General features: G+C 43.0%; 13 protein-coding genes. 2 read left to right on the top strand and 11 right to left on the bottom strand.

The features are described 5' to 3' along the window. Positions 1-2 precede the first annotated feature (2 nt). The 7 genes from ACLRVU_RS13590 to ACLRVU_RS13560 all read right to left on the bottom strand — a co-directional run bounded on the left by ACLRVU_RS13590 (position 3) and on the right by ACLRVU_RS13560 (position 8,146). Entirely contained in the window at positions 3-827 is an 825-nt protein-coding gene (locus tag ACLRVU_RS13590; RefSeq protein ID WP_002606190.1) for a PTS system mannose/fructose/sorbose family transporter subunit IID, read from the bottom strand. Positions 828-829: 2 nt separating this feature from the next. Beyond that, positions 830-1,585 (bottom strand): PTS mannose/fructose/sorbose/N-acetylgalactosamine transporter subunit IIC, encoded by a 756-nt coding sequence (locus tag ACLRVU_RS13585; protein WP_002606191.1) that lies wholly within the window; start codon positions 1,583-1,585, stop codon positions 830-832. 14 nt (positions 1,586-1,599) lie between these two features. Beyond that, entirely contained in the window at positions 1,600-2,097 is a 498-nt protein-coding gene (locus ACLRVU_RS13580; protein WP_054344296.1) for a PTS system mannose/fructose/N-acetylgalactosamine-transporter subunit IIB, read from the bottom strand. A gap of 12 nt (positions 2,098-2,109) precedes the next feature. Next, a complete protein-coding gene (locus ACLRVU_RS13575; RefSeq protein WP_002606193.1) occupies positions 2,110-2,520 on the bottom strand; it encodes a PTS sugar transporter subunit IIA in 411 nt (136 codons plus the stop codon). A 105-nt stretch (positions 2,521-2,625) separates the two neighbouring features. Continuing rightward, entirely contained in the window at positions 2,626-5,397 is a 2,772-nt protein-coding gene (locus ACLRVU_RS13570) for a sigma 54-interacting transcriptional regulator (RefSeq protein ID WP_055201332.1), read from the bottom strand. A gap of 438 nt (positions 5,398-5,835) precedes the next feature. Next, entirely contained in the window at positions 5,836-6,861 is a 1,026-nt protein-coding gene (locus tag ACLRVU_RS13565; RefSeq protein ID WP_412892254.1) for a hypothetical protein, read from the bottom strand. Positions 6,862-7,507: 646 nt separating this feature from the next. Then, positions 7,508-8,146: a hypothetical protein gene (locus ACLRVU_RS13560; RefSeq protein ID WP_008816451.1), complete on the bottom strand. Its 639-nt coding sequence runs from the start codon at positions 8,144-8,146 to the stop codon at positions 7,508-7,510. A gap of 398 nt (positions 8,147-8,544) precedes the next feature. On the opposite strand from ACLRVU_RS13560, the gene ACLRVU_RS13555 reads away from it, so the two are divergent. Then, the gene (locus tag ACLRVU_RS13555; protein WP_161129182.1) at positions 8,545-11,244 is read left to right on the top strand and encodes a PD-(D/E)XK nuclease family protein; all 2,700 of its coding nucleotides are present in this window, start codon (positions 8,545-8,547) and stop codon (positions 11,242-11,244) included. Continuing rightward, positions 11,237-14,446, top strand: coding sequence for a UvrD-helicase domain-containing protein (locus ACLRVU_RS13550; protein WP_054344298.1), 3,210 nt, complete (start codon positions 11,237-11,239; stop codon positions 14,444-14,446). The genes ACLRVU_RS13555 and ACLRVU_RS13550 overlap by 8 nt, the downstream gene beginning before the upstream one ends. 270 nt (positions 14,447-14,716) lie before the next feature. Here ACLRVU_RS13550 and ACLRVU_RS13545 read toward each other — a convergent pair whose 3' ends face one another. The 4 genes from ACLRVU_RS13545 to ACLRVU_RS13530 all read right to left on the bottom strand — a co-directional run. Beyond that, a complete protein-coding gene (locus tag ACLRVU_RS13545; protein WP_008816448.1) occupies positions 14,717-15,490 on the bottom strand; it encodes a C39 family peptidase in 774 nt (257 codons plus the stop codon). A gap of 472 nt (positions 15,491-15,962) precedes the next feature. Continuing rightward, a complete protein-coding gene (locus ACLRVU_RS13540; protein WP_002606200.1) occupies positions 15,963-16,520 on the bottom strand; it encodes a hypothetical protein in 558 nt (185 codons plus the stop codon). Positions 16,521-16,696: 176 nt separating this feature from the next. Next, on the bottom strand, positions 16,697-17,317 hold the full coding sequence (locus tag ACLRVU_RS13535) for an AAA family ATPase (RefSeq protein WP_002606201.1): 621 nt from the start codon (positions 17,315-17,317) through the stop codon (positions 16,697-16,699). Positions 17,318-17,462: 145 nt separating this feature from the next. Next, positions 17,463-18,160, bottom strand: a 698-nt coding sequence (locus ACLRVU_RS13530) for a Gfo/Idh/MocA family oxidoreductase (protein ID WP_412892253.1), incomplete at its 5' end; no start/stop codon positions are given.

Raw genomic sequence — 18,160 nt, 5'->3', positions numbered from 1 at the left:
GTTTAAACAATATCAAAGAATGACAGTATAAGTGAAGCAATAATAATACCAATTAGGATACCGCCATACTTTGTACCTTTTTTCTTCATGTAAAAATAAATACCTGTAATCACAGCAAAAGGCAATAACCCTGGCATAATACCATCTAATATATTCTGAAGTAAAATCGGATCACTATTTTCCAATTTAAAACCTGCCGTTGTTGTTAGTGATACAAAACTTGCAGACAACGCTCCCATCATCATTAGCCCTAGGATACTGCAGGCATCAATTATTCGATTCATTAGTCCACTTTGTATAAGCTTACTGATAGCGTTACGGCCAAGTGAATATCCCAGACGGCACATATAGTAGCCAATGAAATATCCAGCCAAAGGAAATAACAATACGAAGAATGCACCAATTAGATTGTTGCTTAGAGCCATCGTTGTAGCAAGTGCAAGACATATAGGTTTAAGTGTACCCCAAATCAATGTGTCTCCAATTCCTGCTACAGGGCCCATCAATCCCGTTTTCAAAGCTATTATCATTTCTCCAGAAATTTCCTTATTTGCTGCCTTTTCTTCTTCCAACGACATCGTAATACCATGAATTACAGAACCTATAGTTCCCTCCGTATTGAAGAATTGCAAATGGCGAAGCAGTGCCTCCTGATACTCCTCATCATTTGGATATAGCTTCCGTAATGTATTTTGAATACTGGCACAGAAAGATAATGACTGCAGTCGATCATAGCAATGTGAAACTTCACACAGCCAATACCATTTATTATAAGCTCTGAATAATTCTTTTTTTGTAATCTTTGATTCCTTAACTGCTGCTGTCATGATTACACCTCCCTTTCTTTTTTATTTTTAAGGAACAAATATAATAAAGCAATACATGTTCCGAAAATTGCAACTCCCATTGTAGCTACTTCAAAGTATATAACTAAGAAATATCCAATTACAAAGAATGGTAGAAATTCCATTTTTCCAATTGTATACACCGCCATTGCAAAACCAATTGCGGGTAATACGCCGCCTGCTACTTCAATACCGTGCATAGCCCATGTTGGAATTGAATTGATTACCCCTTCAACGAGCGTAGGTGCCAGTATATTAGCGAGAAAAATCGGTATAGCAGTTAGAAAGAACGTGAGTATAAGTGGGTATACAGAAGCATTACGTGTAACTGCTGCATAATTTCCGTTTTCTACGCTTTTTTGTGCGCGAATAGTAAACGTTGAGTTGATTGAATATTTAACGTTCCATAGTATAGAACCCAGTATTCCGAAAGGGACTGCTAAAACAGTTGCTGCGTGTGCATCAAGCCCTGTACGGAGTGCAATCGGAATAGCTACCAATGCTGCGCTAGAAGCACACGCTGGAACAGTACCTCCTGGATAAATGATTCCTAAATACATTAACTCTAAAGATCCCCCAATCATTAAACCTTGCTCCACCTGTCCAGTTAAAAGTCCAAGAAGCGCACCTACAAGAACAGGCTGTCCCAGAGTATCACTCAGGGTATAACCAAAATCTGTCGTTGATACAAACTGCCAAATCCCACAAAATGCTGCAATCAGCAATAAACTAGTATCCATATTCATTTCCTCCTCTATTCATTGAACTCTAATTTTTCAATCACTTTCTCTATTTCATATTTCTGCTGTGTTGGTACAACCTGTATGTGAATATCACTTCCTTCCGCTATCATTTCCTTCAAAAGTTGTACATCCTTTGCATCAAACGAGATTCCACTGGAAGTATTGATTCTACCAGAACCGCCACCAAGCCCTCCAATTTGTACCTCAGGAAGAGGGAAGCCTAGCCTCTGAAGACTTCGTATATCACTAACGTTTTTAAATAAGAGCAAAACTTTACCTTCTCCGAACTGATCTGTTGTCCACTTAGCCATTGCATCATCTACTGTAAAAATATCTACCTTAACATTAGATGGAGCAGCCATTTTATAAACACTAGCTAAAAACTCATCCTTAGCCAGCATATCATTAACGATTATAATTCGATTTGCATTTGCCTGTTTCACCCATTTGGTAACTACCTGACCATGTATCAGACGAAAATCGATACGCACTAAATTTATATCAGCCATATAAAAACCTCCTTATTTACGCTCATTAAGCAATTTTATAACATCTTTTCCACTATCTCTCAGTATTTCCAGTCCTACTTCAACTAACTCCTGTCTAGGGCGAAGATTTCTTTGTGAGGTCACCTCGATATACATCGCCAGATTCAATCCGGAAATCACCTGCATGTCATATGTTTTCGACAGAATCGCACATGTCGTACACGGTGTTCCGCCAAACAGATCCACCAGGCACAGAACCTTACCATCACCCAGCTTCTCCAGCTGCTTCTCCAGCATTGCTCTGTATTCCTCCGGCTGCATTCCCGGCATCAGAGAAAACGCAAATACATTCTCTGCCTCACCGGCAATCATCTCAGCGGATTTCATCAGCTCTTCACCGAATCTGCCATGTGTACAGACGAAGACCCATACATTATCCTCCATAACTTACTCCTTTCTTATTACCTTCACTCATTTACTAGCAAGTCCCGTGCCAAAATAAAAAAGTGCCTGTTTATCAGCACTTTTCCATCTCTGTATGCTAGTGTGTCATTCTGTGTCAAAGTTATCCATGATGTAAGCCACTTCTGTGTCAGAGATGCGGATTTGAAATTCCCGCTCAATGATTTTCATCGCTGTACGGACAAGACGATACAGCTTTTCATTTCGCTGAATACGTTCCTGACAGGCATCATATTCCATCTCCGCACCGCGAATACAGCGCTCAATCATACATCCGACATGCATCATATAACCAATCAGTATCCGGTTATAGTCGTCAATATCCCACATCTTGGATATGACCTGGAAGGATTTGCGTATCACATCATCTGCTTTTATCGGGTCAAGGAACACAAGCGATTCCTTCAGAAAATTGTTCATGACGATATTGGAGGAAACCGGCTCCCTGTCTTCAACCCCAAGCGCTGTGGATATGATTTGTGCGATTTTTGCCAAACCGTCCTCCAGAATGATTTTATCACTGGATATGTACAGCGTATCCTCCAGATGCAGATCTCTGGCACCGACAACGGCAAGAATACGTTTATTTTCCAGATGCTTTTCTTTAAAGGATTCCGTATTGCATGCAACAATATCGATATGATATTCGTCTATGGCAGGTATGGCGGAGCGAATTAGCTCTCCCAGCTTAACCGCTGCCCCTTCGCCGCTCAGACAGGTCGTTACAATGACATTCTGGTGCAGGGCCTTTTGCTTGATTTCCTTGGAGTACAGCTTTCCGATATATGGAGTATAGCTTCGCAGCTCGCGATACAAATCGTCCAGTGTATATTCGCTCAGCATCGTTTTCCGCAGAGCTTCCAGTACAAACGGTGTGGATATCATATCGATTGTCTTTGTTGGAATACCGGTTTTCTGTGTGATGATTTCTCCAAAGGATAGCAGGGAGCCCATATCGACAAGAATGAGCACCCCCTTTCCCTCATCAATTTCCTTCACCTTGCGTGTCACCGTTTCCAGAAAATCATCCACACTCTGATGCAGGCTCATATCAAGCGCATGACCATGGCGTGTGTCCAGCAGCGCGTTGGCAACATCCACCATATTGCGTGCCACACCGTTTCCATGTGCCAGTGCAAGAAGTGCAATCGCTCCGTTTACCTGCGGCTTATCCTTTTCAATACACAGAAACATTGTAAAGAAGACGATTTCCTGCGGTGGAAACGGAATTTCCAGCTCTTTCTGCAGGAAGCTCATGATTTCCATTGCCACATGATATTCATTCGGATTTTCACTGAGAACGTCATAGACGTTTGCATTCAGCTCATGCTCCTTACGCTTGTTTTCCATCAGTGCGGATATATGCAGCGCCATTGCCGTATACACCTTTTTGGAAATCGGATAGCCGAGTCGCTGCTGAGCCAGCTGCAGGGCAACCTCTACTGCATGATATACATGAATCGATACAATTTTGTAAAGCATTGCTTCACTCCCGGATTCCTCAATCTGATTGCTTAAGGTTTTGATATAGGTTTCAATATAGATGCGCATATGACGGTTGATGTTTGCATTGTCAAAGCCCTTTGCCTCATAATCCTGAAAACGGCGGTTCATTTCCTCATAAATATTCAAAAACTCGCCATCATAGTGTTCCAGCTTTGTTTCCTGATCATAGACGAAGATCTCCTGATCATGCATCGTCAGAAAATCATCAACCTCCTTCTGCTTGCCGGAATTTAAAAGACCGTGATAGATATGCTCCTGCAGTAAGGACAAAGTAATGCGAATCACGTTATCCTGACGGGATATATGCTCCAGAAAGCCGTTGGCACAGAGCAGGCGGATATCCGCCTTCAGCTGCCCGATATTCCCCTTGCAATCGTAGGACAGCAAAGCCCGCATGACCTTGGCCTTAACCTGAATAGGAATTTTGACCTGGTTATATTCCTGACGGAAGAATTTTTCAATCAGCTCATAGCGCTCTTCAATGGAGCGTTCTTCCAGAGAAGGCATGGTGATCGTCATCGGTATCCTTCGTAAAAAGGTCTGAAGCAGACTGGATTCCAGGTTTTCCGTTGTTGCGGCGATGATCAGCACTCTGGCATCCTTGCTAGTTTCATTGGCTCCCAGCTTGCGGTATTCTCCCTTGTCCAGCAGCATGAACAGCATTTCCTGCCCCTCTGGAGGCAGCCGGTGAATTTCATCCAGAAAGAGGACACCGTTTTGTGCCTTTTCCACCAGACCTTCACTTTCCCTGTCTGCGCCGGTATAGGCACCCTTTACATATCCGAACAGCTGTCCCAGCAGAAGCTGTGGATTATCCGCATATTCGGCACAGTTGAAAATAACAAACGGTGCAGTCTTTTGCAGTACACCATGATCCTTGGCATACTGATACATGATTTCCGCAAACATCGTCTTACCCGCACCTGTTGGTCCCACCAGCAGCGTATGCAGGCCAAACGGCGGATAGATCATAGCCGCCTTTGCCTTGTTGATCATCGTCTTCAGACTTTTATCACTGCCGATCAGCTTATCAAAATCATTTTCGGTATACACTTCTCCTCGTTCCTGCAAATATTCCTGCAGAGAGGAAACAGCAAAACGTTCCAGTGAATGCGCCAGCAGGACCTCCATGCGTTCCCTGTCGAAATAATAAACCGGTCTTCCGGTGATCTTGATAACTGCATTCTCCTGAAAAAGCTGATTCAGTTCTTTACTTACATTCGCCCGATCCATCCCCATGAAATCGGATAGCTGCTGTGCGCTGACCCCCTCATAGCCTTCCTGTATGGAAGAAAGGCTGATGTCTGCACAGAGCTGCTTCAATGTGTCTGCTACCCTGGATTTTCTCCGCATGTTTTCACCTCTTTATTCTGATACGTGTTCAATGCGATTATAAGTTATAAGTATTTGAAAGTCAAAATGTCTGTGTGAATTTCCTGAATTTTACTTTACATAAGCAGGCGGTTTCTACACATTATTTATATCGCTCCTTCCTACGTAATAATATGCATAATGAAAAAAACATATATTATATCCTTTATGTGCTTTCAGAATGAAGCGTGTTCTATACCGATTTTATAAGCATACATAACAAAGAATAAAAGGTTTGCAAAGTGTGACTGCTATCAGTTTAACACGTTTTAAAGTACTTCCAGCTGCTGTTCCCATAAGCTCTTTCACTTGCAGATTCAACTTATCTCATGATATTGCAAAAACAATAAACAAATTTTAGTGGTACAAAAAAGAGCTGAGATGATACAGCTCTTTAAAAATTACTGTAGGTATAGCTTTTTAGGATAGATGTAGAGATTGCAGAATGGTAGGTCGTATGTCTTCTTCAACATCCAGTATATTCATAGCATCCACCGCACTGACATCGATTTTCTGCATCAGTTTTTTTACATGGAGTAGTGTTGCTTCCACTTTTCCCTCTTCCTTGCCTCTTTGCTCAATGAAATCGCTAAAGTTGCACATATCCATAACCTCCTTATCTATCTCCTTCTCCATTAGTATACCATACGTCTTCTGTAATTGTTCCTTTTTATCCTCTATAACGAGATTTTTTATAAACAAAATCTTTAACAGCTCCAGCAGTCTCTGCTTGTTCTCATCCTGCTGCTCTACCGCATTCGGAATATCCTGCGCTTTTCGTACGCCTTCCTTCTTCGGATACACCATGACTGCTGTGAGCAAATCATAGTCCTCCTTTGCGGCATGCCATATCTTTGTTTCACATGTTTCCTGTATCCTATAGGTGTTAATGACATCATTCTTTTGATTGTTATGTCCGATACAGATCCAGATGGAACAGACCTTTTTGATCCTGTCATAATCCGAATGCTGAAATCCATCCTTGGGATGCTTCTGTCTTGCCATCAATCTACTGCAATAATACAAAGCACGCTTGATCAGAGGATAACCGGGATCATCCTTTGCCTGGCTTTCCAGATTGATGATCATGCGAACTTTCTTATCCGCAGGTGTGCTCTTATCGGCTTCCTTCTGCTTCATGGGGATTGTCGCCTCGAACTGAATATCGTATTTGATCTGTGCCCCCGGTATGGTTTCATCCGTGACCTCAACCTGATGATCATCGATATATTCACATTCTGCTGTGTTTATAGAAGACATTTCGATATAGGACGGTATGTCCTCCAGTGGAATATCTGCGTATTCCGGAATACAGCCCTTCATCACATAGGCGAGAATCTGCTTGTTTGATAATAGCTTTTTACAGTACATGTCATATTTCTTTTTATGATCATAGCAGCTAATCATAGCTGCTGCTTCTGTTTTCATTTTTGTTGTCATAATCATATCCTTTCTTTCTCCTATTGCTATCTGTACTTTAAGGATATGATCCGGTGGTGCTCTTGTTCTGCTGTTGTTTTTATTAGCATATAGAGGTTCCTGCTGTTTCGTATCATACGCAGGAACGGATGCAACAAAAACAAGGCAGTCCTTACCGCCGACAAGCGGTGTTCAGCTGCTGTAAGCTATTTAATAACTGTAAGGAATGAATGAAAGCATAAGAAAAAACGCTTCTAGCAGGCGGTTGAGCTACTGAAAGGCCGGGGCTTTTGCGGATGAATTAGATGTGAATGGATTGTAGTATTTATATAGTTTCTCATAGACCGACCTCTCCTTTTTTTGTATTTACAGTGTAGCATATATCCTGTTGGAAATACAGAAAAAAATCTTAAAATCAGAGTATAGACGAAGTAAAAAAATTCATTTGGTGAATGATAATACAGTCTTATAACTGTATACCAGATAGCCCTTATGACACGATCGTCAGGATAGATAGCGCTTAGGCGAATACAGGTTGGCACAGCAGACTTCAATAAAAGTGGAAATTGTAACTGATATTCATATCTGATAAACAAAAATAGGATGCGTAGGCTGTAAAACTAACAACAGCTCCGCATCCATTCATACACATTCTCAAATATACCTTTCAGCACTAATCCTTCTTATCCTCTTTCGGCAGCAGGTACTGCACACGCACCGATTTCTTTGCACGCTGCCCCTGTGCATCCTCGACACTCAGCTGGTAGGTTACTGTTTTTGCTTCCACAGGCAGCTCCTCATCCCATCCGGTAATCAATGCACTCAAATCGTTTCCAGATGCATCTGCAGCAGTAACACCAGCATAATCACGTACCTCCTGCATTGTGGAATTGGATTCAATAACAAACTGAAAATCCGCATGTGCCGCCTGTATAACCGGTTTTGCGTTTTCCACAACCTTAATTGCAAAGGATACACGCTCCTTCTGTAAGGATGCAACAGCCTGATAGGTACCCGGTGTTGTAACATCAACCGCAGACAAATCCAGCTTAACCTTTTTTAATACATCGGAATCTGCATTTACATAGGTTTCCGCCTTCTGACTCAGCTTTGCGTTCTGCTCAATGATAAAGGTCTCTTTCTTGGCAGCAATCGCATTGACGCTTTGTTGTTCCTCCTTCAACGGCACATAGGCTTCCGCTTTTACAAATTTCTGCTTCAGCAGTCCTGCAGTCAAAACAACAGCAATCATCAGAATACCGATTGCCAGTACAGCTTTTTCTTCCTTTTTAAATTGAAAATACTTCTTCACATCATCACTTCCCAACTTACTTCAACGTTTGTATTTTATCATATCCCTTCCTGTAATAAAATGCCTAAAAATACAATTTCAGCCTTTATTTATCACCTTTTTTACCATATGGTCCGGAAAGGTATGTTTGTGGGATTACGCATTCTGCACCTGTGGAAAATATGACATTCCATCGTTTTTCATTTGTATTTTTTTCTGCTTGATATTATAATCATACTACTCATGTTGGAAAGCTATCAGCTACCGTATAGACTATAGATGAAATAACACAGGCAGCGCGTTTCCATTCCATATTTATACAGAGCTTTTTTCATCGCTGTTATGCGGGCAATATGATATGATTAACCTGTAGTAAGCAGCACGCCAAAAAACAAAACAACATTTTCGGGAGGTACGATATGACATTTTTACAGACACTGGGTCCCGGCAGCACCCTCATTGCCCCAGCCTACCTGCACGCAGCTCTGCGCGAGGAGCTTTTAAAAACACGCAGCGGCATGCTGGGACTGAAGCTGAACACTCTGCAGGGATGGCTGCAGCAGCAGGCAAATGTTGCAGTACCGTCCAGACATGTTGCCTTATATCAGTATAAGCAGCGGATACAGACAATCCTTCCGCAGCTGAAAATCTATCGTGAGGTGGCGGACTCCCCGGTATTTCTGAACGAATGCAGGTCGTTTCTGGATTCCATTTATTTCTGGAACATCCCCCAGAGTGAACTGCCTCAGGAAAGTGAAGCACAAAAAGAACTGTTTGCAATCCTTTCTCAGCTCACGGATATTGCCGTGCCTTCCAAACAGCAGCGTGCAGCATTAACAAATATAAAAACAAAGCGGCTGGATGATCTGCATATTCTGGATGTGTATCACACGCTGGAGGAAGAACAGCTCATACAGGCGCTGGTTGCGCAGGGGGCACAGCGCTGTACTCCGCCGGTGTATGAGCCAATGCCATTGTTTTTCCATGCTGTAAACAAGCGCCAGGAAATTGAAGCATGTGCACAATATATTATCGAGCACGATCTGGATGCGGATGATATTCATATCACCCTTGCCAATGCAACCTATAAGCCGATTCTTGCACAGATTTTCCAGCGTTATCAAATACCGTATACACTGCTGCAGGATTCCCATGCGAGTATACTGCCACACCGCTTTTCCGCATTGTTCTCTTATTATCTGAAGCCGGATACGGAAAATCTTCTCCGTGTTCTGGATTGCGGTGTCGTACACATGGAACAGCTGCAGAAGCTGAAGGATTATCTGGATGTATTCTCCTGTGATATCGAGGAAGCCTTTGACCATTTACAGCAGATTGAGGATGAGGGACATATTCTCGATGCACTTGAGCTGGCCAAGCTGCAAAAGCTGGAAGAAGAGGCTGAGCTGGTTCGTCAACAGCTGGTGGTCTATCTGCGTCCGCTGAAACAGCCGATATCGATGGAAGCGATGATACAGACCGCTGCTTCCTATGTCAGAGAATCTCTGCGCAGGGACGATGCAGATACCAAAATTCTTCTGGATATTGAGGCGATGCTGAAGGAGCTCCATCCTTATATATTAGAAAAAGAGGATATTGCATTTTTTCTCTATTTCCTTGACGGTATGACACAAAGCAGTGCTCCCACAGAAAGAAGCGGAGCCATCGTCTGTGATCTGCGCCAGTCCCCCTTCTGCCGAAAGCATTTATTTGTTCTGGGATGTACACAAAAAGACTATCCTGCCTTTCAAACAAAAAAAGGCATTTTCGATGAGAACTATCACGCATTGATTTCAGCCTATCCTTCCATGGAACGACGTTATCAGTTTTATCTGAAACAGATATCCGCAATGCTGTACGCAGCACCATCCGTATATGTATCCTATCCGCTCGGCACCTATGAGGGAAAAGGAATGGAGGCTGCCCTGGAAATTGAGGACTATGTCCAGAAGCAGCATGCGAATCCAAAAGCGGGTTCAGTAGCTTATCCGCTGTATAGCAGCTATGAACCTGTTTCCACCAACATTACATTGTCTCCTGAAATGGCACAGGCTCTGTTTGTTAAAGATAAAATGATCCGGGGCTCCATTTCCGCTCTGGAACGCTATGTTAAATGCCCGTTCTCTTACTTTCTGCGCTATGGTCTTTCCTTGCGGGAACCGATGAAGGTCGGCTTTCCGGATTCCTATGCCGGCACTCTCGCACATTACCTTCTGGAGACCTTTACAGGGAAATATGGGAAGGCCTATACAAAGGTGGCAGAGGAAAAAATCGAAGAAGTGCTGATGAAGGAAATTCGGATTATGCAGGATGTGTTTCCATCTCTGGAAAAAAAGCTGGAAAATGTAGCACAGCGGATACTTACCTCTATGACACAGACCTTGGGCTTGCTGGATGACTTTGAACAGCATTCCATATTATCTCCGTATTTGCGTGAGAAGGAGTTTCATTACAGCATTCCCTTAGGGGATGACATCAGCCTCGCATTAAAGGGATATATTGACCGCATCGATGCGTCGGATGAATTCTTATGTATTCTGGATTATAAAAGCTCTGCCAAAATGCTGTCGGAGGCTAACGTATTTGCCGCCTTGCAGCTGCAGCTGCTAACCTATTCCATCGTCTGCAGTAAAGAATTTCATAAACGTGTTATTGGATCCTTCTACGTTTCGTTAAAAAATGAAAATATCCCTTATACGGCAGGCAAGCTGTCCCGGAGAAAACCGGTAACACATCTTCCATCCAGTAAAGAGGAATATGAAGAAATCCGTCACAAGGCACACCGCATGAACGGCTGGGTCATGGACAGTGATATACAGGCACTGGATGACAACGGCGCACACATTGTTGGTGTGAGTCAGAATAAGGAGGGGATCATAAAGCCGCGCAAGTTGTATGATCTCGGCAGTATCGAACGTTATTTTACAAAAATGTATCAAATGATCGGTAACAGAATCATAAACGGGGACATTCGCTGTTTGCCGATGGAAGATGCCTGTATGTTTTGCAGCTATTATGAAATCTGCCGATTTAAGGGCATATATGCAGAAAAAACACAGCTGGTGGAGGTAGAGGACGATATCTATCAGCAACAGAAAGGACGTGAAGAAGATGCCTGAATGGAATCCCATGCAGCTGAAGGCGATTCAGACAAAGGAACACAACATCCTAGTATCCGCATCTGCAGGAAGCGGGAAGACCACCGTGCTGATTGCACGTCTGATGGATCTGGTCATGAAGGATCATGTCTCCATTGACTCCATTCTTGCCATGACCTTCACGGAAGCTGCCGCAAACGAAATGAAAAAGCGTCTGGCCACAGAGCTGCAGAAGGCGTTGACCGCTGCCCGAACAGAAGAAGAGAAAAGCTATATCACCAGACAGCTGACGGGTATACAGACAGCACATATATCAACCATCCATTCCTTCTGCCTTTCCATCATACAGGAATATTATTACATTCTCGGACTGGATCCGCAGCGTATCAAAAGCATTATGGATAACGGAACGATGGTTCTGTTTCAGCAGCAGTCCCTGGAGGAAGCCTTTGCGAAACAGTATCAGCTGCAGGATGCAAGCTTTCTGCAGCTGTGTCAGATGTTTTCAGCAAGAGCGGAAAACGATGAGGCCCTGCGTACCATGATTATGAATCTTGCAGGACTGGCCTCCAGCAAATCCGATCCGGAAGCCTGGCTGGATTCTCTGGCAGAGAATTATCATGAAAAGCGTCTGCTGGAGGATTTACCAAAAGAGATTTATGAGAATTTCTTTGAATATCTCGTTGTGCAAACTGCACGTTATGAAGAAACGCTGGTCCGTATAGATGAGCTTTACCGGTTAAAATATGATGATCAGGTAAAAAAACACGCTATAGTGGAACAGAAGCTGCTTGCTCTTCAGGACCTGCATCAGGCCTTGCAAAATCAGGATTATCAGGCTTACCGCGCTGCCTTTCTCGCCATTGTACACGCCGTTGTACCTCCAAGCCCGGATAAGGAGGATAAGGAATATGCCCGCCTGAGAAAAAGTCTTCTTGCTTTAGAGGATGCACAACTGGAAATCCTGTTCAGTGAGGATGAATTTATGCGTGATATCCGCTACTTGTATCCTTATATAAAAAAGCTGGTGGACATGTGCAGGGATTATCGCAGCGCCTATGCAAGGATAAAGGAAGAGCATAAGGTCATCGACTTTGATGATATGGAGCATTTCGCTCTGGAAATTTTACAGGCGAAGGGTGGCCGTGTTGCTGATATCTATCGTGAAAAATTCGTTGAAATCATGGTGGATGAATTTCAGGACAGCAATGATGTTCAAAACCAGCTGGTAATGCTGATCTGCAGAAAGAACAATGTATTCCGTGTTGGAGACATCAAGCAGTCAATTTATGGATTCCGTCATGCCAAGCCGTCTTTGATGAAGGGACTGATCGATCATCGCGGAGAATTTGATGAGGTTATTTATCTTTCAAATAATTACCGTTCCAAGAAAATGATTGTCGATTTTAATAATGACCTGTTTAAGCTGTTGATGAATATCGATGGATTTTCCTGCAGCTATGCAAAAGAGGATGATGTAGAAACCGGTGTCCCTGCGCAGAACGAGGATAATGTTCCCATCTGTTTCCATGCTGTATACCATAACGAAATTAAGGAAGCAGAGGGGATTATCGTTTCCAAGAATGAATTAAAGGCAAGCTATATTGCCAATCAGATTTTGGAAATTAAGGAGCGCGAGCAGCGAAAGTGGAAGGACTTTGTTGTCCTCGTCCGTGGAAATGCCCGCAAGGATGATATGAAGAAGATTTTCGATGAGCTGAATATCCCGTATTTCATTGATATCAAATACGGATTCTATCAATCCAATGCCGTACAGGTGATTCTGTCCGCAATGAAGTGTATTTTGCATCCGCACGATGATATCAGCTTTACTGCCACTATGCTGTCACCGCTTTTTCGTAAATCAACTATGGATTTCGCACAGGCCAAGCTGCAGAAGGAAAAGGGACAATCCTATTATTCCTGGTTCTGTGAGCATCCGTTTCCCGGATTTGAAATATTACAGGAGCTGATTTTCCAACATGGCAGGCTGCGCATCAGTGAGCTCATAAATAAACTGTATGAGATGCAGGATTATTATCGTCTGCATACAAGCATTCAGGAAAAAACCAATCTGGATCTGCTGTTTGAAAAGGCTGTACAGTTTGAGGATCAGTATGCCTCCGGATTATCCTCCTTTCTTTCACAGATCGAACAGATCAAGGATGCTCAGACAGCAGAAGCGATTCCGATTGGCGCTGAGGCGGATGTGGTCCGTGTTATGAGTATCCACCAGTCCAAGGGTCTGCAGTTCCCCGTCGTATTCCTATGGTCTACCGATAAGCAGACACCAATCGAATTTAAGGATTTCTGTATCAGTGACTCCGAGCTCGGGCTGGCAATGAAGGCAATGGACTTACCGCAGCGCTATGTCCGCACAACGATACCGCGAATCGCCATGGAACATAAAAAGGATAAGGAGGAGCTGGAGGAGGAGATGCGCATTCTCTACGTGGCAACCACCCGTGCCCAGACACAGATGCATATCGTTGACTGTATACTTGAGCTTGATGCCTATAAGCATCCGTTGAGCATGTCGCAGGTATACAACCGCAATGGCTATACATCATGGATACTACAAACGTTTCTATGCAACCCAAGTCCACTCTTTACTGTAAAGGAGGTGCACCGCCTCTGGCACAGTGAGGTGCAGCAGGCAGAGGCAGGCGTAGATCATCCTTTCCGGGTATATGAAAAGCCATCCAAAAGCATTGAACTGGTAACCGCTTCCGCACAGGAGGCAAGGGAGCTGCCTGCGTTTACATTTGACGATGACATGCAGGGAAGTGATTATGGAACCATGATGCATAAAATGATAGAAGCACTTCAGGCTCCGGTATGGAGTCGTGATGTTATTCTCCAAGTCGCCAATCAGCAGCTGGTGGAGCTGAAGGAATGGGATATTCAGACATTGCTGCAGCTGGGAAAGGACCCGGATTATCTGTCGGCATACAGAGGGGATGTCCATCATGAAATGCCGTTTATGGTTAAGGACGGATCGCAAATTCTACATGGCTATATGGACTTTGTCAGCATTCAAAACGACCGTATGATCATCCTTGATTTCAAGACAGATTCTCTCAAAGAGGATGCGGAATTCATACAGCGATATAAGGGACAGCTTGCTATGTATAAAAAGGCTATGCATATCTTATATCCAAAGCATAGTATCACAACCTGCATCTATTCTCTGCATCTGCATAGGATGATTGCCATTTCATAAAAAAAGACAGAATCGAAGCCTGAGAACCTTCTCAAGTTCATGATTCTGTCTTTTTTGCTTATACTCGATTCATAACTTGCTTTCCATATTATGAATATTCCCTGTCTGTGATGTATCTGACTGTATACATGCAACAGATATGGTGTTGTTTCTTCTGCTCTATCAACAGTTACAATCGTCAACCTGCAGTATGCCTAAAGCAGGACAGCAGCCCCTTCATTAAAATATCGAGTGTCCTTCCGCACATCCAGGCACAAAGCTTCCCTTCATTTACGCTTTCGGCTCTGCAGCAATAAACAGCTTATCTCTTTCCGCTATTCCGTAATTCTTTGAAAAGAAATCATACATCGTCCAATTATAATAAAAACGTTCTGCAGGGTAAATACCATAGCCGTCCTGATTATGGTCTGTTGTATCATAGGAATCCGCCACGATAAGAACATCATCCTGTGTTGTTTCCGTCCCCATGGTATCATATCCGATGATTACCTGCCAGTGTCCTCCCCAGTCATTCCATGCCACCATAACCGGTATACCTTTTTTTAAAAAATCCTGAATCATGCGCAGATTGATTTTATCGTAATCGCTTTCCCTGTAATCATACGTTGAATGAATCTGAAACCCTCCAACACCTTCGAAAATCTGTATCATGGATTGTAAAGAGGTAGCCTCACTTTTCAGTTTATTTGTGCGAAGCTGCGCAAGTGTTTCCTCATTGTGCTTACCGAGCTTCCCGTAATACTGCAATACCATGAGTGCCGCATCCACACCGCAGCTCCATTCACTCGTCTGCTGCATCGTTTTAAATTTCGGCAGCAAGGTAAGCGTACCGGTAGACTTCATATGATAGAAATCCGGATGCTTGAAATATGGTGATTCCTTTTGATCACCCTCACGCTCCACACTGTCTGCCCCGTCATCTTCTGACAGATCCACTGTATGTGCTATCTTCATTTCATCACTATAATTTTCCTTTTCCTCCGTTTTCACACTGCAGCCGAAAAGCAGTACCGCTGCCATACAAAAAATAATCGTTTTTTTCATCATGTCCTCACTTTCTTAGTGAGTATAATACCTGCATATGCAAACGTGCATACTGATCCTGTTATATCCGCTGTGCTGTATGATTCTATGTTCATAATAATAAAATATACGGGATATCCTGAGTCTATACGACAAACATCTGCCTTTATTACTCTTATTGATCTTACAAGTATCGATACTCATAAAACTGGCTTTAAACCAACAACAAGACTTTACAGTCACAATAATCGGCATTTGACCTGGCTGTCCGTATGGCCTTTTTTCTGGGGTCAAACGAATGCATATTGCATTCCATGCAATTAGGGTGGTGTAGCATAAAGGTTTTCAGGACATCCCTCCACTTCTTCTATGAGCGGAATTATAACGAAAAGGAAGGTATTCCACAATACTAAATATAGGTAATATCAAATACAGGAACAAACATGAAACTGTGTATCGGATGTAAAAACAAAACAGCACAATTTCGTGCTGTTTATAAGATAAGCTCCTGCTGTACTCCTGCAGAGCGTTTTGTCACATATTTTTTTAGAGCCTCCATGATAGAGTAGATGATGTTTTCCAGAACTCCCAGATCCATACTCTGTACAATCAGCTGGAGCAGATAATCTTCCTTTCCCATGTCAAAGTCATTATCAAACATCAGCAGCAGCATTGCCAGAATATAGTTTTCTCTGAGGTATTCCTCATCCTCCTGTAAAAGGTCAGAAGCCTGCAGTATGGTTGTGCGGCAGTCACAATTTTTCATCCAGTCACAGAATTCTCTGGACAACTCGATCCTTCCCTTGCGATAATACAGGCAGTCCCCCTCCTGCCATAAAACAAACCGGCTGGTGAAATCCTGAATTCGCTGTGTAAGTGGCAGACGCCAGTCCTCATAAGGATCGAGCCTTCCGTTATTATCCAGATCTTTAAACGCAAAGCCATCCTGCTCGATAATCTGAATACCGAGATTGGGATCATAGCTGAGTGTTTTACCGCCTTTATTTTCAATGCACTCATGATTGTGCCTGTGAGTCAATTTCCATTGCATAAACAGAAACCTCCTTGTGTCTTTCTACCTGTAGTATAACAACACTCGCCGCGTATGTTGTCAAACAATCTTGTGAAATTGTGGGTTTACGCATATCTTTCGAAAGCCTTCACATTTTGTACAGAAAAAGAACATACAGCCCTTTATACTATATGTTCTTCTTTCTGCATGATTCCTTATAATGCTTTTTTCTGTGCGAGCATCTTAATAATTTCCACAGTGCCGTCAATACCGAACGTAGAGGAATTGATGCTGATATCATAATTCTCTGCACGACCCCATTTGCGATCCGTATAGTACTCATAATAATTTGCACGGCGCTTGTCGATTTTCTTGATGCTGCCCTCGATATCGCGTTCATCCACCTCATAGGAATGAACCGCACGCTCTTTGCGATCCTCCATATCTGCATGAATATACACATTCAGTACATCACTGCGATCCCGCAGCACATAATCTGCACAGCGTCCGACGATGACACATGATCCCTCACAGGCCACACCCTTGATTACTTCTTCCTGTACCAGATACAAGCGATCATTTAATGATAATTCCGTTATCGTGGACAATGGTCCTCCCAGAGAATATCCCAAGGCACCCAGGAGTCGGAACCCCTTGCTTGTACGGGCATCATCTTCTTCAAAAAGCTCTTTATCCATACCGCTTTCTTTGGCAGCAATCTCAATGAGCTCCTTGTCATAGAACGGTATTCCCAGCTGGTCGGCTATTTTCTTACCGATTTCACGTCCTCCACTTCCAAACTGTCTGCTGATGGTGATAATGGTCTTATTTTCCATAAAAATCGACCTCCTTGTTGTTACTTTTATTATACTATGTTACTTTCACAACATCAATGAATTGACGGCCATTTTCTGAAAACAGTCCCGTTTAAGCTATAACAGAGAAGGAAAGCAGTACGTAGTTAAAAACGGTATGCAATCATCAATTTCCTGCCGCTTTCTCTGCCTCCTCTGCAATGTTTAAAACTGCAACCACCTCCTCCGCCTTCACATAGGGAGCCTTTCCCTGATAAATACATGCGTACAGGTCATCATAAATCTTACCATAATCCGTTACCCTGGAGGGAATGCGGGTCGTAATATCATTCCCATATTCATCCATATATGATAATACTCCCCAGTTATCCTCCGGTTCCTGCAGAAAGGAAGCCTCGATAGGCTCCTGTGCAGATTTTGCGAACAGATGCCCCTGACTGTATTTCATAAAACTGCCATTTGTGCCATGTACAAGGAATCTGGGATATGGCAGCTTCACAAACAGGCTCGTTTTAACTGAGACCTTAAGCTTACCGTAATAAAGCTTAATATCAAAATAATCATCGGCTCCCTCTTCTTTATTAAGAATGCCTTTTACATCATAATCCGTTCTATCAGGAATACCAAACAGAGCTATCATTTGATCAATCGTATGAATACCCAAATTAAAAATCATATCCTGTGTTACAACAGGGCGTGTTTTAAAATAATCATAGTGAGATTCTATTTCAATGAGCGTACCAAGCTTTCCACTTTCTATGATATCCTGCAATATAAGAAAATCCGCATCAAATCGTCGATTCTGATTGGTATATGCAAGGCATCCTTTTTCCTGTGCAAGCGTAAAAACACGTTGTGCATCAC

Origin of the sequence: Beduini sp., assembly GCF_047239305.1 — a bacterium.
GTDB lineage: Bacteria > Bacillota_I > Bacilli_A > Erysipelotrichales > Coprobacillaceae > Beduini.
This window is presented reverse-complemented; position numbering and strand designations above follow the sequence as displayed.

Coding starts and splice junctions, on each gene's coding strand:
- ACLRVU_RS13590 (WP_002606190.1), bottom strand. CDS start 827: ATGACAGCAGCAGTTAAGGAATCAAAGATTACAAAAAAAGAATTATTC.
- ACLRVU_RS13585 (WP_002606191.1), bottom strand. CDS start 1,585: ATGGATACTAGTTTATTGCTGATTGCAGCATTTTGTGGGATTTGGCAG.
- ACLRVU_RS13580 (WP_054344296.1), bottom strand. CDS start 2,097: ATGGCTGATATAAATTTAGTGCGTATCGATTTTCGTCTGATACATGGT.
- ACLRVU_RS13575 (WP_002606193.1), bottom strand. CDS start 2,520: ATGGAGGATAATGTATGGGTCTTCGTCTGTACACATGGCAGATTCGGT.
- ACLRVU_RS13570 (WP_055201332.1), bottom strand. CDS start 5,397: ATGCGGAGAAAATCCAGGGTAGCAGACACATTGAAGCAGCTCTGTGCA.
- ACLRVU_RS13565 (WP_412892254.1), bottom strand. CDS start 6,861: ATGATTATGACAACAAAAATGAAAACAGAAGCAGCAGCTATGATTAGC.
- ACLRVU_RS13555 (WP_161129182.1), top strand. CDS start 8,545: ATGACATTTTTACAGACACTGGGTCCCGGCAGCACCCTCATTGCCCCA.
- ACLRVU_RS13550 (WP_054344298.1), top strand. CDS start 11,237: ATGCCTGAATGGAATCCCATGCAGCTGAAGGCGATTCAGACAAAGGAA.
- ACLRVU_RS13545 (WP_008816448.1), bottom strand. CDS start 15,490: ATGAAAAAAACGATTATTTTTTGTATGGCAGCGGTACTGCTTTTCGGC.
- ACLRVU_RS13540 (WP_002606200.1), bottom strand. CDS start 16,520: ATGCAATGGAAATTGACTCACAGGCACAATCATGAGTGCATTGAAAAT.
- ACLRVU_RS13535 (WP_002606201.1), bottom strand. CDS start 17,317: ATGGAAAATAAGACCATTATCACCATCAGCAGACAGTTTGGAAGTGGA.